The organism is Silanimonas sp. (genome assembly GCF_027530345.1).
In the GTDB taxonomy this organism is placed as follows: domain Bacteria; phylum Pseudomonadota; class Gammaproteobacteria; order Xanthomonadales; family Xanthomonadaceae; genus Silanimonas.
This window is the reverse complement of record NZ_JAPZQK010000019.1, coordinates 156,502-181,314: the sequence shown is the minus strand read 5'-3', so window position 1 is coordinate 181,314 and position 24,813 is coordinate 156,502. Positions and strand designations below refer to the sequence as shown.

19 protein-coding genes, 2 tRNA genes and 1 riboswitch are annotated in these 24,813 nt (G+C 68.0%); of the genes, 5 read left to right on the top strand and 16 right to left on the bottom strand.

Going from position 1 to position 24,813, the window contains the following annotated elements:
• Positions 1 to 78: 78 nt before the first annotated feature.
• The 6 genes from rplT to uvrB all read right to left on the bottom strand — a co-directional run bounded on the left by rplT (position 79) and on the right by uvrB (position 5,714).
• Positions 79 to 438, bottom strand: coding sequence for a 50S ribosomal protein L20 (rplT, locus tag O9255_RS11325; protein ID WP_297866958.1), 360 nt, complete (start codon positions 436 to 438; stop codon positions 79 to 81).
• Positions 439 to 451: 13 nt separating this feature from the next.
• Positions 452 to 649 (bottom strand): 50S ribosomal protein L35, encoded by a 198-nt coding sequence (rpmI, locus tag O9255_RS11320; protein ID WP_002811096.1) that lies wholly within the window; start codon positions 647 to 649, stop codon positions 452 to 454.
• A 239-nt stretch (positions 650 to 888) separates the two neighbouring features.
• Positions 889 to 1,410, bottom strand: coding sequence for a translation initiation factor IF-3 (infC, locus tag O9255_RS11315; protein ID WP_297866975.1), 522 nt, complete (start codon positions 1,408 to 1,410; stop codon positions 889 to 891).
• A 33-nt stretch (positions 1,411 to 1,443) separates the two neighbouring features.
• On the bottom strand, positions 1,444 to 3,351 hold the full coding sequence (thrS, locus tag O9255_RS11310) for a threonine--tRNA ligase (protein ID WP_297866957.1): 1,908 nt from the start codon (positions 3,349 to 3,351) through the stop codon (positions 1,444 to 1,446).
• A gap of 160 nt (positions 3,352 to 3,511) precedes the next feature.
• Positions 3,512 to 3,586 (bottom strand) — tRNA-Val (locus O9255_RS11305).
• Between the two features lie 91 nt (positions 3,587 to 3,677).
• Positions 3,678 to 5,714, bottom strand: a complete 2,037-nt coding sequence (uvrB, locus tag O9255_RS11300) for an excinuclease ABC subunit UvrB (RefSeq protein ID WP_297866974.1) — start codon at positions 5,712 to 5,714, stop codon at positions 3,678 to 3,680.
• Positions 5,715 to 5,881: 167 nt separating this feature from the next.
• On the opposite strand from uvrB, the gene O9255_RS11295 reads away from it, so the two are divergent.
• Positions 5,882 to 6,415, top strand: a complete 534-nt coding sequence (locus tag O9255_RS11295; protein ID WP_297866956.1) for a GspH/FimT family pseudopilin — start codon at positions 5,882 to 5,884, stop codon at positions 6,413 to 6,415.
• A 52-nt stretch (positions 6,416 to 6,467) separates the two neighbouring features.
• Positions 6,468 to 6,544: transfer RNA gene (locus O9255_RS11290), tRNA-Asn, on the top strand.
• A 75-nt stretch (positions 6,545 to 6,619) separates the two neighbouring features.
• Here the strand turns inward: O9255_RS11290 and O9255_RS11285 are convergent.
• The 10 genes from O9255_RS11285 to imuA all read right to left on the bottom strand — a co-directional run bounded on the left by O9255_RS11285 (position 6,620) and on the right by imuA (position 20,708).
• Complete coding sequence (locus O9255_RS11285) at positions 6,620 to 7,030, bottom strand: type IV pilin protein (protein ID WP_297866955.1); 411 nt, start codon at positions 7,028 to 7,030, stop codon at positions 6,620 to 6,622.
• Positions 7,031 to 7,099: 69 nt separating this feature from the next.
• Positions 7,100 to 10,852 (bottom strand): PilC/PilY family type IV pilus protein, encoded by a 3,753-nt coding sequence (locus O9255_RS11280; RefSeq protein ID WP_297866954.1) that lies wholly within the window; start codon positions 10,850 to 10,852, stop codon positions 7,100 to 7,102.
• Positions 10,849 to 11,367, bottom strand: a complete 519-nt coding sequence (locus O9255_RS11275; RefSeq protein ID WP_297866953.1) for a PilX N-terminal domain-containing pilus assembly protein — start codon at positions 11,365 to 11,367, stop codon at positions 10,849 to 10,851. The genes O9255_RS11280 and O9255_RS11275 overlap by 4 nt, the downstream gene beginning before the upstream one ends.
• A gap of 3 nt (positions 11,368 to 11,370) precedes the next feature.
• Entirely contained in the window at positions 11,371 to 12,591 is a 1,221-nt protein-coding gene (locus O9255_RS11270) for a PilW family protein (RefSeq protein ID WP_297866952.1), read from the bottom strand.
• 10 nt (positions 12,592 to 12,601) lie between these two features.
• Complete coding sequence (gene pilV, locus O9255_RS11265; protein WP_297866951.1) at positions 12,602 to 13,165, bottom strand: type IV pilus modification protein PilV; 564 nt, start codon at positions 13,163 to 13,165, stop codon at positions 12,602 to 12,604.
• The gene (locus tag O9255_RS11260) at positions 13,165 to 13,686 is read right to left on the bottom strand and encodes a GspH/FimT family pseudopilin (RefSeq protein WP_297866950.1); all 522 of its coding nucleotides are present in this window, start codon (positions 13,684 to 13,686) and stop codon (positions 13,165 to 13,167) included. Before O9255_RS11260 ends, pilV begins: the two co-directional genes overlap by 1 nt.
• Positions 13,687 to 13,884: 198 nt before the next feature.
• Positions 13,885 to 15,267, bottom strand: a complete 1,383-nt coding sequence (gene ppnN, locus O9255_RS11255) for a nucleotide 5'-monophosphate nucleosidase PpnN (protein ID WP_297866949.1) — start codon at positions 15,265 to 15,267, stop codon at positions 13,885 to 13,887.
• A gap of 76 nt (positions 15,268 to 15,343) precedes the next feature.
• A complete protein-coding gene (locus O9255_RS11250) occupies positions 15,344 to 18,595 on the bottom strand; it encodes an error-prone DNA polymerase (RefSeq protein WP_297866948.1) in 3,252 nt (1,083 codons plus the stop codon).
• Positions 18,579 to 20,048 (bottom strand): DNA polymerase Y family protein, encoded by a 1,470-nt coding sequence (locus O9255_RS11245; RefSeq protein WP_297866947.1) that lies wholly within the window; start codon positions 20,046 to 20,048, stop codon positions 18,579 to 18,581. The genes O9255_RS11250 and O9255_RS11245 overlap by 17 nt, the downstream gene beginning before the upstream one ends.
• A gap of 18 nt (positions 20,049 to 20,066) precedes the next feature.
• Positions 20,067 to 20,708 (bottom strand): translesion DNA synthesis-associated protein ImuA, encoded by a 642-nt coding sequence (gene imuA / locus O9255_RS11240; RefSeq protein ID WP_297866946.1) that lies wholly within the window; start codon positions 20,706 to 20,708, stop codon positions 20,067 to 20,069.
• A gap of 254 nt (positions 20,709 to 20,962) precedes the next feature.
• A riboswitch (glycine riboswitch) is annotated at positions 20,963 to 21,064 on the top strand.
• A 167-nt stretch (positions 21,065 to 21,231) separates the two neighbouring features.
• Between imuA and gcvP the strand changes: the two genes are divergently transcribed.
• From gcvP to O9255_RS11225, 3 genes are all read left to right on the top strand, one after another.
• Entirely contained in the window at positions 21,232 to 24,123 is a 2,892-nt protein-coding gene (gene gcvP / locus O9255_RS11235; RefSeq protein ID WP_297866945.1) for an aminomethyl-transferring glycine dehydrogenase, read from the top strand.
• 3 nt (positions 24,124 to 24,126) lie between these two features.
• Positions 24,127 to 24,372: a hypothetical protein gene (locus tag O9255_RS11230; protein ID WP_297866944.1), complete on the top strand. Its 246-nt coding sequence runs from the start codon at positions 24,127 to 24,129 to the stop codon at positions 24,370 to 24,372.
• 94 nt (positions 24,373 to 24,466) lie between these two features.
• Complete coding sequence (locus tag O9255_RS11225) at positions 24,467 to 24,781, top strand: hypothetical protein (RefSeq protein WP_297866943.1); 315 nt, start codon at positions 24,467 to 24,469, stop codon at positions 24,779 to 24,781.
• Positions 24,782 to 24,813: the final 32 nt, after the last annotated feature.

The window sequence follows — 24,813 nt, the reverse complement described above, 5'->3', positions numbered from 1 at the left end:
GAAGGACTTGCGCCCTTCCCTTTCGCGTTCGCTTGCCGCATCAGGCCACGCCGAGGCGCCGCCGATGCAGTGTCCGCTTTACGCCGCGAGAGCGCGCTTGGCCTGCTCCGCCACGGCCGTAAAGGCCGCCGCGTCGTGGATGGCCAGGTCGGCCAGGGCCTTGCGGTCCAGCGTGACGTTGGCCTTCTTGAGGCCGTTCATCAGGCGGGAATAGCTCAAGCCGTTCAGGCGGGCCGCCGCATTGATGCGGACGATCCACAGCGAACGGAAATCGCGCTTCTTGCGCTTACGGCCGATGTACGCGTACTGCTGGGCCTTGGTGACGGCCTGCTTGGCGACGCGGAACACCTTGCGGCGGGCGTTGTAGTAGCCCTTCGCAGCGGCAATGACTTTCTTGTGACGGCGGCGCGCCGTGACACCACGCTTAACTCGTGCCATGGGTCAGTCCTCCTCAGAGATACGGCAGCATGCGATCCAGACGGCCCGCGTCCTCGGCACGAACATGGTTCGTCTGCCGCAGGTTGCGCTTCCGCTTGGTCGCTTTCTTGGTGAGGATGTGGCTACGGTTGGCGTGGCCGCACTTGTACTTGCCGGAGGCCGTCTTGCGGAAACGCTTGGCGGCAGCCCGGTTGGTCTTGATCTTGGGCATAACGGGTCCTTTCGGAGTGCTTTTACTGGCCGGGCGACGGCGTGAACCGTGCTTTCCTTCCTGCCCGAACCGGCGGTAACCGGGCCTCGCTCATCGCGATGCTCCGGGGATCCTCTCCCGCAATGCGGGAACCATGAATTATGAAACAGAAACGCCCGCCATGGCAAGGCGGGCGCTCCGGGGTTCAGCAAGCGTCGGGGAACCCGGCAGGGGCTGGAGCCCCTCGGCCGGATCCGGCCTCAGACCTTCTTCTTCGGCGCCAGCATCATCACCATCTGGCGGCCTTCGAGGCGCGGACGCGACTCGACGATGATCTCGTCGGCCAGGTCGGCTTCGATCTTGGCCGCCATCGCGATGCCGAGCTCCTGATGGCTCATCTCGCGACCGCGGAAGCGGATGTTGATCTTGACCTTGTCGCCTTCCTCGAGGAACCGGCGGATGTTGCGAAGCTTGACGTCGTAGTCGCCGACGTCGGTGGTCGGACGGAACTTCAGTTCCTTGATCTCGACCTGCTTCTGCTTCTTCTTGGCCGCCGAGGCCTTCTTCTGCATCTCGAAGCGGAACTTGCCGAAATCCATGATCCGGCACACCGGCGGATCGACGTTCGGCTGGATCTCGACGAGGTCGAGGCCGGCGTCTTCGGCCATGCGCAGCGCTTCATCGCGCGACAGGACACCGACGTTCTCGCCTTCCGCGCCGATCACGCGCACGCGCGGGACGCGGATCTCGAGGTTCTTGCGATTGGGTTTTTCAGTACTGATGGGGCAGTCTCCAGGGGTGCTTCAACCCGACGCTCAGGCGGCGGGACCGTTCTCAGCTGCCAGCTTCGCGGCGAACTCCGCAACCGGCATCGACCCGAGGTCGACGCCTTCGCGGGTACGCACGGCGATGGTCCCGGTTTCCTTCTCGCGGTCGCCAACGACCAGCAAATACGGGACCTTCTGCAGCGTGTGCTCGCGGATCTTATAGCCGATTTTCTCGTTCCGCAAATCGGATTCGACCCGGAAGCCTTGATTCATAAGGGTTTTCCTGACCTCGGCCACGTAATCGGCCTGCGCGTCGGTGATATTCATCGCCACGGCCTGGATCGGGGCCAGCCAAGCGGGGAAGGCGCCGGCATGGTTTTCGATCAGGATGCCGATGAAGCGCTCCATCGAGCCGACGATGGCCCGGTGCAGCATGACCGGGTGGCGCTTGGTCGAGGATTCGTCGACGTACTCGGCGCCGAGGCGCTGCGGCATCATGAAATCGACCTGCATGGTGCCGACCTGCCAGCCGCGGCCGATCGAATCGCGCATGTGGTACTCGATCTTCGGGCCGTAGAAGGCACCCTCGCCCGGCAGCTCCTCCCACTCGACCCCGGCAGCGCGCAGGGCGGCGCGGAGGGCGTTCTCGGCCTTGTCCCAGGTGGCGTCGTCGCCGAGGCGCGGTTCGGGGCGCAGCGCGATCTTCATCGCGATCTCACTGAAGCCGAAGTCGGCGTAGACCTTCATCGCCTGCTGGTGGAAGGCGGTGACTTCGGCCTCGATCTGGTCCTCGGTGCAGAAGATGTGCCCGTCGTCCTGGGTGAAGCCGCGCACGCGCATGATCCCGTGCAGCGCGCCCGAGGGCTCGTTGCGGTGGCAGGCGCCGAATTCGCCGTAGCGGATCGGCAGGTCGCGGTAGCTGTGCAGGCCCTGGTTGAAGACCTGCACGTGGCCCGGGCAATTCATCGGCTTCAGCGCGTAGGTGCGCTTCTCCGACTCGGTGAAGAACATGTTGTTCTGGTAGTTGTCCCAGTGGCCGGACTTCTTCCACAGCGAGACGTCGAGCACCTGAGGGCAGCGCACTTCCTGATAGCCGGAATCGCGGTACACGCGGCGCATGTACTGCTCGACGACCTGCCACAGGCGCCAGCCCTTCGGATGCCAGAAGACGAGCCCCGGCCCCTCCTCCTGCACGTGGAAGAGGCTCTGCGCCTTACCGATCTTGCGGTGGTCGCGCTTCTCGGCCTCCTCGAGCTGGGTCAGGTAGGCCTTGAGGTCCTTGTCGTTCAGCCAGGCGGTGCCGTAGATGCGGCTCAGCATCTGGTTGTTCGAATCACCGCGCCAATAGGCGCCGGCCACCTTCATCAGCTTGAAGGCGCGCAGCTTGCCGGTGTTCGGTACGTGCGGGCCGCGGCAGAGGTCGGTGAACTCGCCCTGCGAGTAGAGCGAGAGGTCCTCGGTGGCCGGGATCGATTCGATGATCTCCGCCTTGTAGTGCTCGCCCAAGCCCTTGAAGAAGGCCACGGCCTCGTCACGCGACTTCAGCGCACGCGCTACCGGCAGCTGCTCGCCGACGATCTTCGCCATCTCGGCTTCGATCTTCGGCAGGTCGTCCGGGGTGAAGGCGCGCTCGTAGGCGAAGTCGTAGTAGAAGCCGTTGTCGATGACCGGGCCGATGGTCACCTGCGCGCCCGGGTACAGGCGCTGCACGGCCTGGGCCAGCAGGTGGGCGGTGGAATGGCGCAGCACGTCGAGGGCATCGGCGTGCTTCTCGGTGACGATCTCTAGCGAAGCGTCGGCCTGCAGCGGGAAGCTGGCATCGACCAGCTTGCCGTCGACCTTGCCGGCCAGCGTGGCCTTGGCGAGGCCCGCGCCAATGCTGGCGGCGACGTCGGCAACCGTGGTGCCGGGCTCGTACTGGCGCTGCGAACCGTCGGGAAGCGTGATGGCGATCATGGGCGGCGGGGCTCGGAATTCGGGAAATCGGAAAAGAAAAAAGGGCGCACAGGCGCCCTTTCAAGGATCCAGAGGGACTGCGCGGGATTCAGCGATGGATTCCGTTGCGCGTCATGGTGATCGTGTTCGTTCGAACTACGTCTCTCTGGTCGACATGTTTTGGTGGGCGGTACAGGGTTCGAACCTGTGACCCCTACCATGTCAAGGTAGTGCTCTACCGCTGAGCTAACCGCCCGAGCTGGAGCCCAAGGGCTCCGCCGAGTCGCGCACTATACCGGGGGTGGCGCAGCCGGGCAAGCCCGTGGAGGCCCGGCCGGCGCGAGGGCTCAGGACCCGATGATCCGCGCCTTCAGCTTGTGGATCTGGTCGCGCACCTCGGCGGCCTGTTCGAATTCCAAGTCCTGCGCATGCTTGAACATGCGCGATTCGAGCTCCGCGATGCGCTTGGCCGCGACATCCGGATCGACGTAACCCATGGCCTCCTCGGCCACCGCCAGCGCCCCGGGTGCCGCTCCCCTGCCCTTGCCGCGCCCACGCGCCTTGGGCGCATCGGCCTCGGCACGCGCGCCCTCCATGATGTCGCGGATCTCCTTGCGGATGGACGTCGGCTCGATGCCATTCACGCGGTTGAACTCGGCCTGCTTCTCGCGGCGGCGCGCGGTCTCGTCCATCGCCGCACGCATCGACGGCGTGATCTTGTCGGCGTAGAGGATGGCCTTGCCGCGCAGGTTGCGAGCCGCGCGCCCGATGGTCTGGATCAGGCTGCGCTCCGCGCGCAGGAAGCCCTCCTTGTCCGCGTCGAGGATGGCCACCAGCGACACCTCGGGCATGTCGAGGCCCTCGCGCAGCAGGTTGATGCCGACCAGCACGTCGAAGGTGCCCAGCCGCAGGTCGCGGATGATCTCCACGCGCTCGACGGTTTCCACGTCGGAATGCAGGTAGCGGACCTTGATGCCGTGCTCGCCGAGGTAGTCGGTGAGGTTCTCGGCCATCTTCTTGGTGAGCGTGGTGATCAGCACGCGGTCGCCCCAGGACACGCGCTCGCGGATCTCCGACAGCACGTCGTCCACCTGCGTGGCCACGGGGCGCACCTCGACCTCGGGGTCGAGCAGGCCGGTGGGGCGGACGACCAGCTCGACGATCTCGCCTTCCGATTTTTCCATCTCGTACTTGCCGGGCGTGGCCGAGACGTAGATCGAGCGCGGCGAACGACGCTCCCATTCCTCGAAGCGCAGCGGCCGGTTGTCGAGCGCCGACGGCAGTCGGAAGCCGAAGTTGACGAGCGTCTCCTTGCGGGCGCGATCCCCCTTGTACATGCCGCCGATCTGCGGAATCGTCACGTGCGACTCGTCGACGACGAGCAGCGCATCAGGCGGCAGATAGTCGAACAGGCAGGGCGGCGGCTCGTCCGGCATGTGGCCGGTTAAGTGTCGGCTGTAGTTCTCGATGCCCTTGCAGAAGCCGATCTCCGCGAGCATCTCGAGGTCGAACTGCGTGCGCTGCTGCAGGCGCTGCGCCTCGACGAGCTTGTTCTGTGAATAGAACCACTGCAGGCGGTCCTGTAGCTCGGGCTTGATGGTCTCGATCGCGTCGAGGATGGTCCGGCGCGTAGTGACGTAGTGCGACTTCGGATACAGCGTGAAGCGCGGGAGGTCACGCTGCACGGCGCCGGTCAACGGGTCGAACAGCGACAGGCGCTCGACTTCGCCATCGAAGAGCTCGATGCGCAGGCATTCGTCCTCGACTTCGGCCGGATGCACGTCGATGGTCTCGCCGCGCACGCGGTAGTTGCCGCGCCGCAGCTCCATGTCATTGCGCGTGTATTGCATCTCGGTGAGGCGGCGGATCAGCTCGCGCTGGTCGATGCGGTCGCCGCGCACGAGGTGCAGCACCATCCGGAAGTACTCGTTCGGGTCGCCCAAGCCGTAGATCGCCGAGACGGACGCGACGATCAGGGCGTCGCGGCGCTCCAGCAGGGCCTTCGTCGCCGAGAGGCGCATCTGCTCGATGTGCTCGTTCACCGCGCTGTCCTTCTCGATGAAGGTGTCGGTCGACGGCACGTAGGCTTCGGGCTGGTAGTAGTCGTAGTAGCTGACGAAGTACTCGACCGCATTTTCCGGGAAGAAGGACTTGAACTCGCCGTAAAGCTGCGCGGCCAGCGTCTTGTTCGGCGCGAGCACGAGGGTCGGCTTCTGGATGCGCTCGACGACGTTCGCGATCGTGTAGGTCTTGCCCGACCCGGTGACACCCAGCAGGGTCTGCGCGGCGACGCCCGCCTCGAAGCCCGCCGAAAGGCGATCGATGGCCTGCGGCTGGTCGCCGGCGGGGCGGTATTCGGAGTGCAGCTTGAAGCGCTGGGTCATCGGCGGGGGTGGATGGGGCAACGCGGGAGTATAGGTGCCGCGTGCGAGCAGACCGCGTGGAATTCCTACAGCACCCGAGGCCCGCGGATGACAGCCCGGGGCGCTCGCCCCGGGGAGGATGGCCTCGCCCTCTCCGCATTCCCCCCACGGACCACAAGGACGTCCCGATGCGCGCACAGCAAGGCCTCACCCTCCCCGAACTTCTGATCGGCGTCGCCCTGATCGGCGTGCTCGCCGGGCTAGCGGTCCCCGCCTTCCAAGGCGTCATCGAACGGACCAAGGCGCGGACGGTCGCCGACCGCTTCCAGACCGAACTGGCCTTCGCCCGCAGCGAAGCGGTATTCCGCCGAAAGCAGGTCGTCATCTGCCGAACCCGAGACTTCGCGCGTTGCCTCGACTGGGGCGCCTGGTCCGCGGGCGCGATGACCTTCGAGGACCGCAACTACGACCGCGACCTCTCCCCTGGCGAAACGGTGCTTCGCGTCCAGCAGGAAAAGGACTTCAACGGCCTGCACATGGTCGGCAGCGCGAACCGCCCGGTCATCGGCTTCCGCCCGGACGGGCGTTCGGCCGGCAGCAACACGACCCTGCGCATCTGCGCCAAGTCGCTGGACGCCTTGCGGCTGCTGGTGATCAACACCGGCGGGCGGACGCGTACCGCACCCGCGGGGCGCGACACCCCCGCCTGCGGGACGGACTGAAAGGCAGCCGGGGCTTGACGTCCCCGGCCCGGGAAACGAGAATATGCGCCCTGCCCGAATAGCTCAGCCGGTTAGAGCACTTGACTGTTAATCAGGGGGTCGTTGGTTCGAGTCCAACTTCGGGCGCCAAAACGCAGAAACAAAAAGCCCGCGAAAGCGGGCTTTTTGTTGGCGTGCGGCATGAGTACAGAAAGCGGGACAGGCTCACCAGCAGTCAGCTTGCGTACCAAGGGCGCCGAAGCGTTTCACTCCCGACTCATTCAACTCGAGCGTGCCGCAAATCTGACTGTTTTGGCCACCAGCGGTCTGGGGGACGGCCCGCAGATTGAATGCCGTGCGCGTAGTCGCCGGGTTGAATTGGATCTCGTAGTACGGGATGCCATTGCGCGGCGAGGTCGCGAACGGCAAGGCGCAGCCGACATAGGTGTTGTTCGAGGCGAAGCAGCGCTCCATGAACTGCGCGAGCTCAAGCAGATCAGCCTGAGCTTGTCCCATTCTGCTTTTCCTCACCTGTGCCTGATACGACGGATAGGCCACGGCGGCGAGGATGGCGATGACCGTCACGACGATCATCAGTTCGATCAGGGTGAAGCCGGTTTCCTTGCGCACGCTCATGACGCCCTCGTTGCTGCGGTAAGGGGCGGCAAAACCGCCCCGGGTCTTTGGGTGGGTGGATGACGGCCGTCAGCGGACCTGTCGCCACGACTGGCGACCACAGACCTGCGGTTCGCCGCCGAAGTCCTGGGTGCCGATCGGATTACTGATCGAGCAAACCAGCGCCTCGTTGCCGCCCGCCGTTTCCGTGTCGACGCAGGTGTCATAGGCGGGATTGAACGTGGGGTCGTCCGGATTGGGGCTGCCGCACTCCGCCTCGATGACCGCGGGGTCAGCGATCGCCGGGCACTCCGGGTCGATACCACGGCGGCACGGGCGCTGCGGCTGGACCACCGAACTACCCGTCACCGGCGCGCCGCCAGTCTGAACCAGCAGGCCACCACACCCCGTCGTCGCGCAAACCGCGCTCCCCCCCGGACGCTCCATGCGATTGAGCACGGGGCCACCAGAGTAGAGATCCAGACGATAACCCCAGGTGAGAAGACCGGGGGCGCACTCGGTGTCGCCCGACGGTTCGGAGGTCGGGATGGTGATCGTCTGGCCGATCACTCGCGGGTCGCCGATCATCCGCTCGCCGTTCGGGGTCGCGCTGCCCACGCGCAGGTCGAGATACCAGCCATTCTGGGTCGCGTAGTCCACCCGGTTGTTCGAGAGCGTCCGCCCGAGGTTACTGCCGGTGCCGAACTGGGTGAGAATCTGCTGCTCTTCTAGCGACGCACGAGTGATGCCACTGACGGTACCGCGATCCCAGACGCCGTAGAGCGACTGCAGCTGCTGGGTACCGCCAGCCACCGCATCGGTGTCGGTGAGGTATCGGCCCGTGCCGAAATTGACCATGACGCCGCCCGAGGGCCCTTTCGCAACGGTGACGCCGCCCGTGATCGGCTGCGGATCTTCGTTGATGTCGCGCGCACGGGCCAGCGGGTTGCCGGCCAAGCCCACGACCCAGCTGCTGTTCGCCGTCGACGAGAGGTCGAATTTCCAGAGGTTGCCCTGGAAGTCACCGCCGTAAACGGCATCCACGCGACCATTACCATTCACATCCGCCAAGGCGATTCGCGTCAGGCCGTTGGTCAAATCGCCGCCGTCATCGGCGGTGATGCGGTGGGTGACCACGCCCGTGGACAGATTCACGAGGTACAGCACCGGGTCGGCGTTGGTGCTGTTCAGGCCGTTGCCGAACACCGCATACCAAACACCATCCTCGCCGTACATCACCTCGACGCGACCAAGGCCCAGACCAAGGTCGTTGTCGTTCGTCGGAAGCTCCCACATCACCTTGCCGTCATCGACCGATGTCGGGTCGGTGACGTTGATGGCGAAGACCGAGCGCCCGCCACGTCCCATGGTGCCGAGCAGCACCGTGCCCCAGTTGCCATTGATCACGGCATCCGTGACGTTGACGTGCCCGTCGACGAAGTAGCGATGCTGGTAATTGCGGGCCAGCAGCAGCCCCATCTGGCCGATGGCACCATTGGGGATGTACGAGAAGAGCTCGGCACCGGTGTCGGCGTTGAAGGCATGCAGCATGCCGGCATTCGCACCCACATAGACCGAGTTGGTGAACGAGGCCCGCTTGTTGGCTTGGTAGTCGCGATAAGCCGTACCTTCCGCACCCGGCAGCGCATCGAAAGCCGGATAGAAGCTGCGCTTGGTTTCGACCTCCGCCGTCGAATTGATGATGTCGCCCAAGCGACCGGACCGCGGCCGGAAGCCCAAGGGGACCGTGTTCGTCTGCTCGCTCGACTGATCGCCGCGGAGGTAGTTGAACGCATCCGTCATCGTCGAGCCGGCGGTGTAGTTCAACTCGAATGACGGCAGGCTCACGCCGATGGCGCTCGCGCGGTCGGCTTCGGTCGTGCCGAAGTTCGTGGCGAGGAACTCCACCACGCTCCGCGTGGCCGTCGGCCCCGGGGTGTGCATGGCGAGGATGTTGCGCGAGCTTGCCGACGGCAGGAGCGACTCGGCACTCCACAACTGCGTGCCGATCGAACCGTCCGCATTGATGCGGAACGCCTCCAGGCTACCCACCCAATCGCGCGCATTGTTGCGGACGGCGAACCCGGTCTGGTAGGTGGCCGAATCGGTACCGACACGGGCCCCCGCCACCGGCGGGGTGCCCACGGGCTGGGTCGAATCCAGCACCGCGTTGACGACATCGTTCATCGCCTCGGAAATGGCCTGGGGCGACGCCGCGTTGATGTAGCGGCCCCGACCGGTCAAGGTCGCCTGCCAGAGCTCATCGATCGTCGGGAGGCAATCATCGCAACGCGCGGCCCACGCCGGCGGATTGGCGTAGGGATCGGCCGTCGCTGCCGCGTTGACGCCATAAATGTTCCCGAGGGCACCGAGCGTCACGCCATAAAAATTCATGTGGGGGTCGGTTCGGCAGTCAAGCCGGGGGTCGGGGTTGGGGCCCGAGCAGGCCGGAGGAACCCTCACCAGACCGGCAGTAAGATCCGACCGGATGTTCTGCATGTAATGCTGCGCGACGATGTCGCCCTTCTTGTTGGGGAACGCATCGGCGAACGGGGCTCCCAAGTCGGCATCGAGGTCACCGACGTCGTCCGGCCCGCCATTCCTCGAATAGCCGTCGGTGAACAGCATGCCCGCATTCATCTGGCAGGCCAGTTGCACCGGCGCCCCCGCCCCGGTACGCCGGAACTGGTTGCCCAGATGGTCAACGGCGAACCGGTTGGGCGTGCTTCCGTTGCCGTTGAAGGCCGTCACCAAGGTGTAAAACGCATTCCGGTCGGCTTGGACCCCCATGTCGTACATCGTGACGTCCACCAGGTTGTTGATCCTGAACGCCCCGACCCGCATGAAGTCGATGTCGAGAAAGGCCCGGGTGATGCCCGCAACCATCGCCAAGTTACGGTTGCGGTAGTAGGTGAAGTAATTCGCGAAGTTCTTGATCGTGGCGTCGTAGGCACCCTCCGTCATGTTCCCGGGCTTGATTTCGTACCGGTAAAGGGTGGTGTTGGGAGGCCCTCCGGCCGGGTCGACGATTGCCAGCGGCGTGGCCGTATAGCCCGGGAAGGTCGGCGAGGTCGTGTAGAAGGTCGCCGGGAAGTAGCGGACACCCGCAACGCAACGTTGGATCGATGTCACGTTGGTCGCTAGTTCCCACCACCCCGTGTCGCCGATCTCGGTGCCACCGAAGTCGCAGGTGTTGCCCGCATTGCGCGAATAGACGGTGCCCGCCGGCACCACCATGCCTCTGTCGAAATCAAATCGCCAGTTGTTGCCGTCCTGCTGGACATCGGCGGTCAGGTCGAAACTCCTGCCCCCCGTCAGCCGGGGGTCGACCAGTGCCGCCGACGGGGTCGAATCGGCCCAAGAGGTGCGGTCGGCGCGACCCCACGGCGCATAGATCGCGTTGGGGTTGAAGGCCGAAGGATTGAACTCGAACGCCCTTGCGAAGCCGAAGTTCGGCAGCGGAGGAATCGTGTTTTGGGCCGTCCCTCTCTCGGGGAAGTTGAACAGTTCCACATAGTCCGTCAGGCCGCCCGCGCGCTCGCCGGGACGGAGAGGCCTCGGACGTCCGCTGGGCAGCACCTCCGTCGGATGGTAAAAGGAGTTCCACGGCGCCCGGCCCCAAGTTGCGTCCCCTTCTTGAACGGCGAAAAGCGTCTCCCACTGCATCGAGCCCGAGTCGTCGATGGCCATGATGAAGGCCGGCTTGATGCGATTGGTGATGTACAGCGGCTCCTGCGAGATCGAGAGAGCGGCCGCTTGGGCATTCGCGGGCGAGGAGAATCCGGCCGACAGCGTCAGCAGCGCCGCGGCGATCAGCGTGGGAGTACGGGCAGCGATGCTCATGGCGTCCTCGCTTGAGGGGGAACGACGTAGACGGTCTCGATCACAACGACCGAGGTGGGGAATGCGGCGGCATCACGATCCGCGGCAGCGGCAAGCAGCTGGTAATCGAGTTCACCGGGAGCCGGCACACCGCCTTCGGCAGTGGGGTCGATGGGGCGTGCCCCGGGGCATGCGCCGCCGTAAATCTTGCGGACTTCTGCGGCCGGGACTGCACCAGGCTCGATGGTGTTCGCCCAATTCGTGGCGTCGCCGAGGCAGTAGGTTTCGGCACGCAGGGCCCCGGTGTCGAAGGAGCGCTGCAGCTCGAACTCGCCCTGCCGCAACACACCTTCGGCCCGTTGGAAAGCCAACGCGAAGTCGTTGAAGTTGGTGGCCATGCGCTGCTGGAGCGAGGCGACCTGCATGGCCGCGACGCCAATCAGCGTGAGCAAGAGCAACATGATCATGGCGACGTACAGCGCAGCACCGCGCTGCGTCGTCGCCTTGCCAAAGGATGGAACGGAGGGTCGGGGCATGGCTCAGTTACCGAAGAGGCGATTGCGCAAGGCGATCGTGGTTTCGTAGGGGCGCCGCAGGATGGCTTCATTCGCGTTGCTGTTCACGGTGACGCCGATGACCTGCACCGCCCCGTTGTCACCCACGTTCCGATCGGGCGTACCGGCGCGCTCCGGGCTGCGCAGGACGAGGCCGAGCTCGACGCTCGCGACCTGGCGCCAGCGATTGGCGATGTCGTTGTACGTCGTCGCACCGGCGTCCACTTCATCGGCACGCACGTAGCCCTCGACGGCGCCGTTTCCGTCGGTGTCGCGGCCATACATCAACTGCATGGTGTCGACGCCTTCGACCAGCTCCTCGCTCGCACCCCAGAGTCCGTTGGCGAATCGGGCGCGGAACAGCGAGGGCATGCCATCCGCACCACGGAGGCCCACGTAGTAGACAAAGGCATCGGCACGGAACACCTGAGTGGTATCGGCGGTGAAGTCGGAAACCGGAGGACCGTTGCCGCCCTGCGAGGTATTGAAGCCGGTCGCGAGGTTGCTACCCCCGACAGCGACGGAGAACACGCCGTCGGCCGCTGCCGTGCTCGCCTGCAATATCGCCGCGCGGTCACAGGACGCCAGGCCGTAGTAACGCCCCGCCTCGATGAGCGCATTGCTGGCCGGTGCGATGGACACCGCGCCTGGCTGGGTGATGGCCGGCTGGACATCCGCCGCCAACGGGGCCGCTTCGCCAGTGAAGATGCGCAGCACCAAGATGTCGGAGCCCGGGCGAGGCGCCGGGCTCAAGCCGCTGTCGCCGGTGAGCGAGGCATCCAGCGCCGGGGTCCAGCCGCCCGTCGGCGCCGACACGTTGACGGCACCGCCGCGCCCCGTGCCGGCCGCCTCGTAGCCTTGGATCGGCACGTCGAAACGGAGCGGAAACGGCGCCTCCGCGTAATCGCCGGCGTCGCGATCGGCGTTGGACAGGAAGAAGCTGTCGATGAAGGCGTTGGGCTGGCGGGCGTTGCGCGCACGATCGTTCGAGCAGCCCATGTGGCCGGCCATCCGGATGTCGCGCTGGAGGAAATCGGTGGCGAAGCGGCTGCCTTCCTGCACGCGGGCGAGCCCCGTGGTGGTCTGGTAAGCCAGCCGCGAGGCGCCGAAGACTTGGATCAGGCCGAGCAGCAGGAAAGCCGACAGCGCGGCGGCGATCATCAACTCGACGAGGGTGACGCCCGACTGGGTGTGGCGGAGATTCATTCCTTCGTCCTCACAGGCCGCTGCGGGCGACGATGACATTGGTGGTACCGGCGCAATCCACGGTGAAGAGCGGGTCGAATTCCGGCGTACCGCTCATGGCGCCGCCGCGCGGATCGCACCACTCGAGGCGGACTTCGATGGTCGCCGGCGTGGCGGCGCCGGGGCCATCAGGGACCACCGCACCGGTGACCGTCACGCGACCACGTGCGTCGGGGATGGCGCGGCGGACGGCGCAGACCCAGTCGTTCCGGTCGGCGGCCCAGCGCTGGGCGGGAACGGGCGCGCCTATCGCGCAGGCACCGTCGCGCCCATCACCGAAGAACTGGTTCTCGCGGATCAGGCCGTATTGGCTGGCCTGCCGGCGGTTGGTGCGGACCATATCCATCATCTCGTAGACGAGCATGGTGGCTTGGCTGCGCTCGTTCGTCGTCTGCGCGGCGCGCAGCGACGTGGACTGCAACAGGGCCATGCCGAGCAGGCCGACGCTGAGGATGACCACGGCGATCATCACTTCGAGCAGCGTGAAGCCGGATTGCGCGACCGATGCACGGGACGAACGGGAATGGCGGGACATCACGCGCAGTTCCCCCTCGAGATGCGGACCATGCCGCCACCGAGGACCTCGAGCGTGCGGCGGAAGGGCTGGCCGGTGGTGCAGCCGTCGGGCTGGACCACCACGCTGGCCGCGCCGGAGGCGACGGTGCCGCGCGGCGAGAAACGGATGGGGGTCGTGCCCGGGGCCGTCTGCTCGTAGAGGGCATCCTGGCGACGCAGGACCGGCTCCGCGGGGTCTTCGCGCGTGCCGTTGGCATTCTGGTCGGCCCAGACGATCCAGCCGTTCGCCCAAGTCCCCCCGCAGACCAGGCCGTCGGTGCTCGGGCACATCACGGCACCGCGATTGTTGCGCATCGCCTCCGAGCGCGCGTAGGCCACCGAGGCCATGAACTCGTTGCTGGTCGTCGCCACGCGGTTCGACTGCAGGGCGCTGCTGAAGCTCGGCAGGGCGATCGACCCGAGGATGGCGATGATCGCGACGGTGATCATCAACTCCAGCAGGGTGACGCCTTGCGAGGCTTGGAAGGGGATGCGGGACATGGACGCCTTCTCGTTTTTCACGGAGGCACCATAGCAACGCCCTCCGGCACTGTCCCCGCCGGCCCGACGACCGGCGATCCGGGGGGGACGAGCGTCGCGGCAGCGCAGCAAACCGGGACGGTGGGCACGGTCCGCCCCTCCCGCTCCCGGCATCACCCCGACGTCTTCACGCCGGGGGGCCAGCCCAGCCTCTCCGCCTCAGGCCACCACGCGGTAGCAGGGCTTGTATTCGCCCGACATCTTCATCCGGCGCTGCTCGACGAAGGCCCGCAGCAGGTCGTCGAGGCTGGCCATGATGGCCTTGTCGCCGTGGATCTCGAACGGGCCGTGCTGCTCGATGCGACGCATGCCCGGCTCCTTCACATTGCCGGCGACGATGCCGGAGAACGCGCGGCGCAGGTCCGCGGCGAGTTCGTGCACCGGACGACCGAAGTGCAGGTCGAGGGCCGACATCGCGGCGTGGTCGGGTTCGAAGGGCTGCTGGAACGCGAACGGGATCTTCAGCGTCCAGTTGAAGAAGAAGGCGTCGCGGTTGGCGATGCGGTGCTCGCGCACCTTCTTCATGCCGTCCTTCATCGCTTTGGCGACGGCCGTGGGGTCGTCGACGATGATGGTGTAGTGCTTCGCGGCCTCGTCGCCCAACGTCAGGCGGATGAAGCGGTCGATCTGCTCGAAGTAGGCGGCCGAGGCCTTCGGCCCGGTGAACACCAGCGGGAACGGCACGCCGGCGTTGTCGGGGTGCAGCAGGATGCCCAGCAGGTAGAGGATCTCCTCGGCGGTGCCGACGCCACCCGGGAAGACGATGATGCCGTGGCCGAGGCGGACGAAGCCTTCGAGGCGCTTCTCGATGTCCGGCATGATCACCAGCTGGTTGACGATCGGGTTCGGCGATTCCGCCGCGATGATCCCCGGCTCGGTCATGCCGATGTAGCGCGGGTTGCGCTGGCGCTGCTTGGCGTGCGCGATGGTCGCGCCCTTCATCGGGCCCTTCATCGCGCCCGGGCCGCAACCCGTGCAGATGTCGAGGCCGCGGAGGCCGAGCTCGTAGCCGACCTTCTTGGTGTACAGGTACTCCTCGCGGCCGATCGAGTGGCCGCCCCAGCAGACCACGAGGTTAGGGTCCTGGTGCGGGCGCATGGCGCGGGCGTTGCGCAGGATCTCGAACACCGCGCTGGTGAGGCCCTCGGAGGTCTCGAAGTCGAACTGGCCGCTCTGCACTTCGATGGCGGTGTAGGCGATGTCGCGCACGACGGCGAACAGCAGGTCGGCGACGCCGCGGATCAGCTCGCCGTCCACGAAGGCCAGCGCCGGCGCGTTCTTCAGCTCGAGGCGGATGCCGCGGTCCATCTGCTGGACCTCGATCTGGAAATCGGGATAGCGGGCAGAGGCGGCGCGCGGATCGTCGGAATCGGAGCCGACGGTGAGCACGGCCAGCGCGCAGCGGCGCAGGGTTTCACGCAGGTTGTCGCCCTGGGTGGCGTCGGTCAGGCGCGCGATCTCGGCGCGCGACAGGATGTCGAGGCCGCCGCGCGGGCTGATGCGGGCGTTGACGGTGGGCAGGGGGGCGTAGGTGTCGCTCATCGGGTGGTCTGTCGTGTTCATTGGACCGCCGACTCTAGCAGCCCCCGGGGAACAGGGATGAGTACCGGAAACCGGCCTAGCGGAAGCTGCGGTGCTCGACCACCAGCGGCTTGCCGTCGAGCGTGGCGAGCAGGTCATCGAGGGGCTCCACGTGCTCGACGATCAGGTGCGTGACGCCCTCGTGCGCCTCCCAGCGCCCGCGCGCCCCGAGCAGCTGCGATTCAACGATGGCGCGTCGGTAGCGTTCGACCACCGCCCGCCAGCAGATCAGATTGGTGAGGCCGTGCTCGTCCTCGAGCGTGAGGAACCAGGTGCCGTTCGCCGTCTGCGGGCGCTGCCGCAGGGTGACGAGGCCGGCGGTGCGCGTTCGACGCGGCGCTTTGATGCGATGCAGGGCGCGATGGTCGAGGTAGCCGCGGGCGCGCAGCTGCGGACGCAGCAGGGCCATGGGATGCGCGTTGAGCGTGAGCCCGGTGCTGGCGTAATCGGCCAGCGTCGTCTCGCTGGCCGTGGGTGGGCGGATCACCAGCCGGCCTTCGTCGGCGGCGGGCAATTCGGCGAACAGCGGCAGCGTGCCCTCCTCCACCCCGGCCATGGCCCAACGGGCGCGATGACGGTGGCCGCTGAGGCCACGCAGCGCATCGGCCTCGGCAAGCGCGGTGCGGGCGCGTTCGTCGAGGTCGGCACGCTGGCACAGGTCCTCGATGTCGCGAAACGGCGCATGGGCACGGGCCGCGACCACGCGCTCGGCGGCCTCGCGCGGCAGCGAACCGACCTCGCGGAGGCCGAGGCGGATCGCGGGCTGCGGTAACGGCACCCTGCCCTGCGCCTCGACCGGTTCGAGCGAGGATTCGACCTCGCTGAAGCGCACGTCCACCGGATGCACCGCGATGCCGTGGCGGCGCGCGTCCTGCACGATCTGCGCGGTGGTGTAGAAACCCAGCGGCTGTGCATTCAACAGGGCGCAGGCGAAAGCCGCGGGCTCGTGGCATTTCAGCCAGCAGCTCGCATAGGTGAGCAGGGCGAAGCTGGCGGCGTGCGATTCCGGGAAACCATAGCTGCCGAAGCCTTTCACCTGCTCGAAGATCTGCTCGGCGAAATCCGGCGGGTAGCCGCGCTCGGCCATGCCGGCGAGCAGGCGCTGGCGGTGGTGCTCGAGGCCACCGCGGCGCTTCCAAGCCGCCATCGAGCGGCGGAGCCCATCGGCTTCACCCGCGGTGTAACCGGCAGCGACCATGGCGATCTCCATCACCTGTTCCTGGAACAGCGGCACGCCAAGAGTTCGGCCCAGCACCGTCTCCAGCGCCTTCGACGGGTAGAGCACCGGATCGATGCCCTGCCGGCGCCGCAGGTAGGGATGGACCATGCCGCCCTGGATCGGGCCGGGCCGGACGATGGCGACTTCGATGACGAGGTCGTAGAAGGTGCGCGGCTTCAGGCGCGGCAGCATCGTCATCTGCGCACGCGATTCGATCTGGAACACACCCAGCGTGTCGGCGCGCTGGATCATCCGGTAGGTCTCGGCGTCTTCCGCCGGGATCGTCGCCAGTTCGAGGTGGCGCCGGCCGTTCGCGCGCAGCAGGTCGAGGCAGCGGCGGATGGCGCTCAGCATGCCCAGCGCGAGCACGTCGACCTTCAGCAGCCCGAGCGTTTCCAGATCATCCTTGTCCCATTGGATGATGGTGCGATCGGCCATCGCGGCGTTCTCGACCGGCACCAAGCGCGAGAGCGGTGCATCGCTGATGACGAAGCCACCAACGTGCTGGGACAGGTGGCGCGGGTGGTCGAGCAGCTCGTGGGCGAGCATCAGCACCTTGGCCAGCAGCCGGCCGTCCGGGTCGAGCCCGCGCTCGCGACAGCGTGCCTTCCACACGTCGAAATCCTCGGCGTGGCCGACCGCGGCGGAGAGCTCGGCGAGCTGGTCCTCGGGCAGGCCCATCACCCGGCCGACGTCGCGCAGCGCGCTCTTGGGCCCATAGGTGATGACCGTCGCGGCGAGCGCGGCGCGCTCGCGGCCGTACTTCGCATAGACGTACTGGATGACCTCCTCGCGGCGCTCGTGCTCGAAATCGACGTCGATGTCCGGCGGCTCGTCGCGCTCCTTCGACAGGAAACGGCCGAAAAGCAGATTGGCGCGCGCCGGATCGACGGCGGTGATGCCGAGCGCGTAGCAGACCGCCGAATTCGCCGCCGAGCCGCGGCCCTGGCAGAGGATGCCGCGCGAGCGGGCGAACACCACGAGGTCGTGCACGGTGAGGAAGAAGGCCTCGTACTTCAGCTCGGCGATCAGCGCGAGCTCAGCCTCGATCTGCGTTCGCACTTTCTCCGGCAGGCCCTCCGGCCAGCGCAGCGCGGCACCATCCCAGGTGAGCGTGGCCAACCAGCTCGAGGGGGTCTCGCCCTCGGGCACCAGTTCGCAGGGGTAGTCGTACTTCAGGTCGCGCAGGCGGAACCGGCAGCGCGCGGCGATGGCAACGCTTTCCTCCAGCCACGCCCGCGGGAAGATCGCCGCCAGCGCCTGCCGGGTGCGCAGATGGCGCTCGCCGTTGGGGAACAGGCGACGCCCTGCCTCGCGCAGCGTGGCGCGGTGGCGCAGCGCGCAGAGCACGTCCTGCAGGCCGCGACGGCGACGCAGGTGCATGTGCACGTCACCGCAGGCAACGACAGGGAGGCCACAGTGGGCGGCCAGCGCGGCGATGGCGGTGCGACGCGCATCGTCGTCGGCGCCGCGATGCAGCTGCGCGCCCAGCCAGAGGCGATCAGGGAACAGGCCGCGCAGCCACGCGGCGGTGTCGGTCGCCGGATGAAGCGATGGAAGCGCGGGCCCGGAAAGCTTCCTTGCCACCTCGTCGTCGTGAATGGAACGGCCAACGCCCAAGGCCTCCGCCGTCGGCAGCCAGAGCGCCAGCACGCCGTGGTCGCATTCGCCCATGCCCTCGCCGAACGCGGCCTCGAGATCGGCACGATGCAACGCGTAGGTGCCCTTCGCCGCGCGCCGCCGCGCCGTGGTGATCAGCGCGGAAAGCCGCTCGTAACCCCGCGTGGATTCGACCAGCAGCACCAGCGTCGGCCCGTCGGCGAGCTGTACTTCGGTGCCGCAGATGAGCGGCAGGCCGGTGGCCTCGCTGGCCTCCAGCCCGCGCACGAGACCGGCAAAGCTGCATTCGTCGGTGATCGCCAACGCGCGATAGCCCAGCGCCTTCGCACGCTCGAACAGTTCCAGTGCCGTGGACGCGCCGCGCTGGAACGAGAAGGCCGAGAGGCAGTGCAGTTCGGCGTAGTCGGTGAGCGCGGCCTTCGTCGCGCGGCCCTCAGGCGAACCAGCCATGCAGCCACCACGGCCCACCCTCGCCGCCCACCGGCCGGAACGCCCAAGCCTCCTGGCCGCTGCGGGTGCGAAGACGGTAGTAATCGCGGCGCACGGGTTCGTCGTCCCACCACGCGGTCTCGATGCGCTCGGGGCCGGCGAGCACCGCATCCACCGCCTCGCGCAGGACGATCGGCGGGTCGATGAGCCATAGCGGCCGCGGCCCCTCGGCCAGCGCCGGCAGGCGCGTACGTGGCGTGTCGACCCAGCACCACGCGGCTTCCGGGCGATGCGTGTCGACCACGGCCAGGGCCTGCACGGCCGCATCGCCGAGCCGCGCGCGCAGGCGGCTGTCGAGCAGGCCGGCATCGCCGCTGCGCGTTCGTGCATCGAACAGATCGCGATGCTCGGGATGGAAGCCGGGCAGGTCGTCCGCCTCGAGGCCAAGACTCACCGCCGGCGCCGGCAAGCGCGCGCCATCCAGCTTCAGGCGCGCGAGGTCGAACAGCCGCGCGGCATCGCGTTCCGGCGCGGCCAGCCGCACCTCGAGGCGCGTCGGGGCGACGCCGTCCTCGTGGCCGAACACCAAGCGGAAGCCCGGCACGCCACCGTCGCGCTGCACGAGGAACAGCGCGAACTCCTGCAGCAACCGACGCAGCGGGAACACCAGCACCGTCGCGTCGGCGAGCGGGTGGTCGAAATCGAGACGCGCGGCATAGCGCGTGGGCGGCTCGTACAATGGAAGCGGATCGGGCGCCCGGCCGACGAGGCGGTCGAGCCGATCGAGCACCGACGGGCCGATGCGCTTCGCCAGCGCGGCGCGCGGCAGGGCCAGCACGTCGCCCAAGCGCTTGAAGCCACTGCGTTCGAGCAGGCGCAGCGCGTCATCGGGCAGGCCGGCCAAGCCCAGCGGAAGGCGCGCCAGCAGGCGCTGCAACTGGGTGGCGTCGGCCACGGCGAGGCCGTCGTGCGCCCGCGCCAATGCGCGCGCGGCCAGCGGCGTGGGGGCACAGGCGATGCGCACCTGCACGCCATAGCCAACGAGTTCATCGCGCAATCGCTGCTGCCAGCGCGGCCACGGCCCGAACAGGCCGAGCGAACGCCCGGCTTCGAACAGCACGGTGTCGGGCTCGCGCAGGCTCACTTCGGCCGAGAAGCCGTAGGCGTAAGCGGCCAGCCACTCGCGCAGCGCGGCGTCGCGCACCGGCTGGTGGGCACTCAGCGCAAGCCCCGGGCACAGCAGCTGCGCGCTGGCCACCGCTTGCCCGGCATGCACGCCTTGCGCGCGGGCGGTGGCGTTCGCCGCGTGGATGCGGCGCTGCTGCGGCCCGTCGGTCAGCGCCCAAGGCAAGGCGTCGTCGAAGGCCTGAAGCGCGCGGCGATGGCGCGCTTCGGCATCCAGCGCCAGCTGCGGCAGGTGCAGCGCGCACCACCACGGCGACGCGGGACGGAAGGACGGCGGGCTCGCGGGCATGGGATCGACGCCGGAACCTCAATGCACGGCGCGCAGCGCGGCACGGGGCGGTGCGCCCCACGCCACCGGCGCGGCCGGCACGGCCCCGCCGCGGCATTTGTGCAGGCGCACGCGATCGCCGGGCATCACTTCCATCCGCAAGGCCGCCGGCGAGGGCTGTTGCAGGGCGCGCAGCGGCCGGAAGGCGAAGCCGAGGGCGTCGCCCTGCTCCGCCGCCACCGCGAGCCGGCGCAACGCGCGGTCGTCCGCGCCCTGCGGCCAGCACAGCACCGCGCCGCAGGCACCGGAACGCAGGCCCTGCTCGGCGGCCCACAGCGCATCGCGGCCCTCGGCCCGCACCACGCGCAGGCGCGCCAGATCCAAGCCGGCCGCGGCCAGGGCGGGCGCATACGGCAGATAGGGCGGCGCCACCATCAACAGGCTGCGGCCCTGCCGCGCCAGCCGCACCAGGGTGGGCAGCAGCAGGCGCAGTTCACCCACGCCATCCATCGGCAGCAGCAGCTCCAGCAGCGACGCGCCGGGCCAGCCACCGCCCGGCAACACAGCGTCCAGTGCGGCATGGCCGGTGGGCTCGCCCGGCCGCCCGGCCGCCTGCCCCGCGGCCGGCCACAGGCGGCGCTCGTGGATCAGGGTATCGAGGGAAGCAAGGGCGGCAGGCATGGCAGGTCACCGATCCGGCAGAGGAAAGTACCACACAAAAATGTGGTTATCGTGAAGCCGGCAGGCCGGCGTTTGCCGATGGGAATCGATGCCTGTCTCAGGGTTCGCGACCGGCCCGTCACGGGTGCCGCCGGCTATACTCCGCGGGCTCTTGCTCGCGGCGGGAGAAGCGGTGGCACCGGGCCTCGATCCCCGGCGCCCACGCTGCCGAAGGCGCAACGCCCGTAATCGCTCAGGCCCCCGTACCGTCGCGCGCGAGCAACTCTGGAGAGACCGGTTGAATCCGGCGCCGAAGGTGCACGCGAAGCGCGATTCCGGCTTCGCAAACTCTCAGGCAAAAGGACAGAGGGGCGAGCAGGGATTTCGAGTGGCGCAAGCCACGAGCCTGCGAGCGCCCGGCGCGATGCAACGCGCCGGGCCGGACGAGCCGGATCGCCACCGATGCGTCGGGGGTGGTTCGGAGCACAGGGCGCATCGCTTTGCGACGCGCCTCGCATCCCGCCCCTTCCATCCGGACATCGCCATGACCACGCCTTCGCTTCGCGCCCTCGAGCACCACGACGCTTTCCTGGAGCGCCATATCGGCCCCAACGCGGCCGAGATCGCCCACATGCTGAAGGTGATCGCCCAGCCCTCGCTCGAGGCGATGACCGACGCCATCGTGCCGGCCTCGATCCGCTCGACCCAGCCGCTGGCCCTGCCCGCCCCGGTCACGGAAGTCGAGGCGCTCGCGAAGATCCGCGCGATCGCGAACAAGAACCAGGTGTTCCGCAGCTTCATCGGCCAGGGCTACTACGGCACCCACACGCCGAACGTCATCCTGCGCAACATCCTCGAGAACCCCGCCTGGTACACGGCCTACACGCCGTACCAGGCCGAGATCTCGCAGGGCCGCATGGAGGCGCTGATCAACTTCCAGACCATGGTGACCGACCTCACCGGCATGGAGATCAGCAACGCCTCCCTGCTCGACGAGGCCACCGCCGCCGCCGAGGCGATGACGCTGGCCAAGCGCTCGGCCAAGTCGAAGTCGAACCGCTTCTTCGTCTCCAAGCACGTGCACCCGCAGACGCTCGCGCTGCTGCACACCCGCGCCGACGGCATCGGCATCGAGGTGGTGGTCGGTGACGAGGCGGACGCCGCCGGCGCCGACGTCTTCGGCGTGCTGCTGCAGTACCCGAACACGGTCGGCCAGATCCACGACTACGCCGCGCTGGCCGACGCCATCCATGCCAAGGGCGGTCTGGTCGCCGTCGCCACCGACCTGCTGGCGCTCACGCTGATCAAGGCCCCGGGCGAATGGGGTGCGGACATCGTGGTCGGCAACACCCAGCGCTTCGGCGTGCCCTTCGGCTTCGGCGGCCCGCACGCGGCCTTCCTCGCCTGCAAGGACGCCTTCAAGCGCTCGATGCCGGGCCGCCTGATCGGTGTCTCGGTCGACGCGCAGGGCAACGCGGCCTACCGCCTCACCCTGCAGACCCGCGAGCAGCACATCCGCCGCGAGAAGGCCACCTCGAACATCTGCACCGCGCAGGTGCTGCTGGCGGTGATGGCCTCGATGTACGCCGTTTACCACGGTCCGGAAGGTCTCACCCGCATCGCCACGCGCGTGCACCGCCTCGCCGCGATCCTCGCCGGCGCGCTGCGTGCGAAGGACGTGACCGTCGGCACCGACTTCTTCGACACCCTGCACGTGGTCGGCGTCGATGCCGCCGCGCTGCACGCCAAGGCCAAGGCCGCGCGCATCAACCTGCGCGCGATCGACGCGACGAGCGTCGGCATCAGCCTCGACGAGACCACCACCCGCGACGACATCGCTGCGCTCGCCGCGCTGTTCGGCGCAACCGTCGCCGACATCGATGCCGCCGACGCCAGCACCCCGGACGCCCTGCCTGCCGGCCTGCGCCGCACCTCGGCCTTCATGCAGCACCCGGTGTTCAACACGCACCACAGCGAGCACGAACTGCTGCGCTACCTGCGCACGCTGGCGGACCGCGACCTCGCCATGGACCGCACGATGATCCCGCTGGGCTCGTGCACGATGAAGCTCAACGCCACGGCCGAGATGATCCCGGTGACTTGGCCGGAGTTCGCCAACATCCACCCGCTGGCCCCGGCTGAGCAGGCCGAGGGCTACCGCGAGCTCATCACCACGCTCGAAGCGATGATCGTGGAGTGCACCGGCTACGACGCCGTCAGCCTGCAGCCGAACTCCGGCGCGCAGGGCGAGTACGCCGGCCTGCTGGCTATCCGCGGCTACCACCGCGCCCGCGGCGAAGGCCATCGCCACATCTGCCTGATCCCGGAATCGGCGCACGGCACCAACCCGGCCTCGGCGCAGATGGTCGGCATGGACGTGGTGGTCGTGGCCTGCGACAAGGACGGCAACGTCGACGTCGCCGACCTGCGCACCAAGGCCGAGAAGCATTCGGCGAACCTCGCCGCGCTGATGGTCACCTACCCGTCCACGCACGGCGTGTTCGAGGAAGCCATCGTCGAGATCTGCGAGATCATCCACGCCCACGGCGGGCAGGTGTACACCGACGGCGCCAACATGAACGCCATCGTCGGCGTGGCCAAGCCCGGCAAGTGGGGCTCGGACGTCTCGCACCTCAACCTGCACAAGACCTTCTGCATCCCGCACGGCGGCGGCGGCCCCGGCGTCGGCCCCTGCGCGGTGAAGGCGCACCTCGCGCCGTACCTGCCGGGCGCGCTGACGACGGACGGCTTCCGCACCGCCGGCGTCGGCGAGGGCCCGATGGTCTCGGCCGCCAGCTTCGGCTCGGCCAGCATCCTGCCGATCAGCTGGATGTACATCGTGATGATGGGCGCCGAAGGCCTGCGCCGCGCCACGCAGGTCGCCCTGCTCAACGCCAACTACGTGGCCAAGCGCCTCGAGCAGCATTTCCCGACGCTGTACTCGGGCAGCAACGGCCTGGTCGCGCACGAGTGCATCCTCGACCTGCGCCCGATCAAGGACAGCACGGGCATCAGCGCCGAGGACGTGGCCAAGCGCCTGATCGACTTCGGCTTCCATGCGCCGACGCTGAGCTTCCCGGTGGCCGGCACGCTGATGGTCGAGCCGACCGAATCCGAATCGCTGCACGAACTCGACCGCTTCATCGACGCGATGATCCAGATCCGCGACGAGATCCGCGCCATCGAGGACGGCCGCCTGGACCGCGAGGACAACCCGCTGAAGCATGCCCCGCACACCGCCATGGTGGTGACGGCCAGCGAGTGGACCCGCGGCTACCCGCGCGAACTGGCGGCCTTCCCGCTGCCGTCGCTGAAGCAGACGAAGTACTGGCCGCCGGTGGCGCGCGTCGACAACGTCTACGGCGACCGCAACATCATGTGCGCCTGCATCCCGGTGGAAGCCTTCAAGGACGCCGAGGAACCGGCGGCGGGTTGATCCATGCCCCTTGAGCGCATCAGCTCCGCCACGCCCTACGCCGCCCTCGCCCTCGTGCAGGCGGCGACGGCGAACGCGCCCCGGCTGGAATCGCCCCGCGCGATGCCGGCCATGGCATCCGTCACGGTGGATGTGAATGCGCTGGCGAACCGCGTGAATGGTGGGGCCGCCAATGGCATGGCGGCCCTTCCGCCCGCCCTGCAGGGGCGTGACGACCGCCTCGGCCAGCGCTTCGACGCCCGAGCCTGAACGCAACGCTGCCCCCCGTCGAATCCCCGCACGCCTTCACGGTTTCCGGGCGCGGGAGGCGTAGGCTTGGCCTGACTTTCCCGAGGGTCGCGCCATGATCAACGGCATTTCCTCCAACGCCTCGCAGTCCGGCATGGCCGTCGCGCTGCAGCGCGTCGACGCCGCCGCGAGCAATACCGCGAACCGCCAGACCGAAGGCGCCCAGCGCCTGCGCGTCGAGCAGTCCGAGGCCCCGAACGGTGGCGTGCAGGCGCGCATCGTGCGCACCACGGAAGCGAATAACACCGACCAGGCGGCGATCAGCGACGCCATCGACGCCCGCGTGGGGCAGCGCGATTTCGAAGCGAACGCCGCCGCCTTCCGCGCCCGCGAGGACGCCATCGGCAGCCTGTTCAACGAACGCGCCTAGGTCCCGGTCGCGCCAGCAAGACCCGTCGGCGT

Coding starts and splice junctions, on each gene's coding strand:
- rplT (WP_297866958.1), bottom strand. CDS start 438: ATGGCACGAGTTAAGCGTGGTGTCACGGCGCGCCGCCGTCACAAGAAA.
- rpmI (WP_002811096.1), bottom strand. CDS start 649: ATGCCCAAGATCAAGACCAACCGGGCTGCCGCCAAGCGTTTCCGCAAG.
- thrS (WP_297866957.1), bottom strand. CDS start 3,351: ATGATCGCCATCACGCTTCCCGACGGTTCGCAGCGCCAGTACGAGCCC.
- uvrB (WP_297866974.1), bottom strand. CDS start 5,714: ATGACCCAGCGCTTCAAGCTGCACTCCGAATACCGCCCCGCCGGCGAC.
- O9255_RS11295 (WP_297866956.1), top strand. CDS start 5,882: ATGCGCGCACAGCAAGGCCTCACCCTCCCCGAACTTCTGATCGGCGTC.
- O9255_RS11285 (WP_297866955.1), bottom strand. CDS start 7,030: ATGAGCGTGCGCAAGGAAACCGGCTTCACCCTGATCGAACTGATGATC.
- O9255_RS11280 (WP_297866954.1), bottom strand. CDS start 10,852: ATGAGCATCGCTGCCCGTACTCCCACGCTGATCGCCGCGGCGCTGCTG.
- O9255_RS11275 (WP_297866953.1), bottom strand. CDS start 11,367: ATGCCCCGACCCTCCGTTCCATCCTTTGGCAAGGCGACGACGCAGCGC.
- O9255_RS11270 (WP_297866952.1), bottom strand. CDS start 12,591: ATGAATCTCCGCCACACCCAGTCGGGCGTCACCCTCGTCGAGTTGATG.
- pilV (WP_297866951.1), bottom strand. CDS start 13,165: ATGTCCCGCCATTCCCGTTCGTCCCGTGCATCGGTCGCGCAATCCGGC.
- O9255_RS11260 (WP_297866950.1), bottom strand. CDS start 13,686: ATGTCCCGCATCCCCTTCCAAGCCTCGCAAGGCGTCACCCTGCTGGAG.
- ppnN (WP_297866949.1), bottom strand. CDS start 15,267: ATGAGCGACACCTACGCCCCCCTGCCCACCGTCAACGCCCGCATCAGC.
- O9255_RS11250 (WP_297866948.1), bottom strand. CDS start 18,595: ATGGCTGGTTCGCCTGAGGGCCGCGCGACGAAGGCCGCGCTCACCGAC.
- O9255_RS11245 (WP_297866947.1), bottom strand. CDS start 20,048: ATGCCCGCGAGCCCGCCGTCCTTCCGTCCCGCGTCGCCGTGGTGGTGC.
- imuA (WP_297866946.1), bottom strand. CDS start 20,708: ATGCCTGCCGCCCTTGCTTCCCTCGATACCCTGATCCACGAGCGCCGC.
- gcvP (WP_297866945.1), top strand. CDS start 21,232: ATGACCACGCCTTCGCTTCGCGCCCTCGAGCACCACGACGCTTTCCTG.
- O9255_RS11230 (WP_297866944.1), top strand. CDS start 24,127: ATGCCCCTTGAGCGCATCAGCTCCGCCACGCCCTACGCCGCCCTCGCC.
- O9255_RS11225 (WP_297866943.1), top strand. CDS start 24,467: ATGATCAACGGCATTTCCTCCAACGCCTCGCAGTCCGGCATGGCCGTC.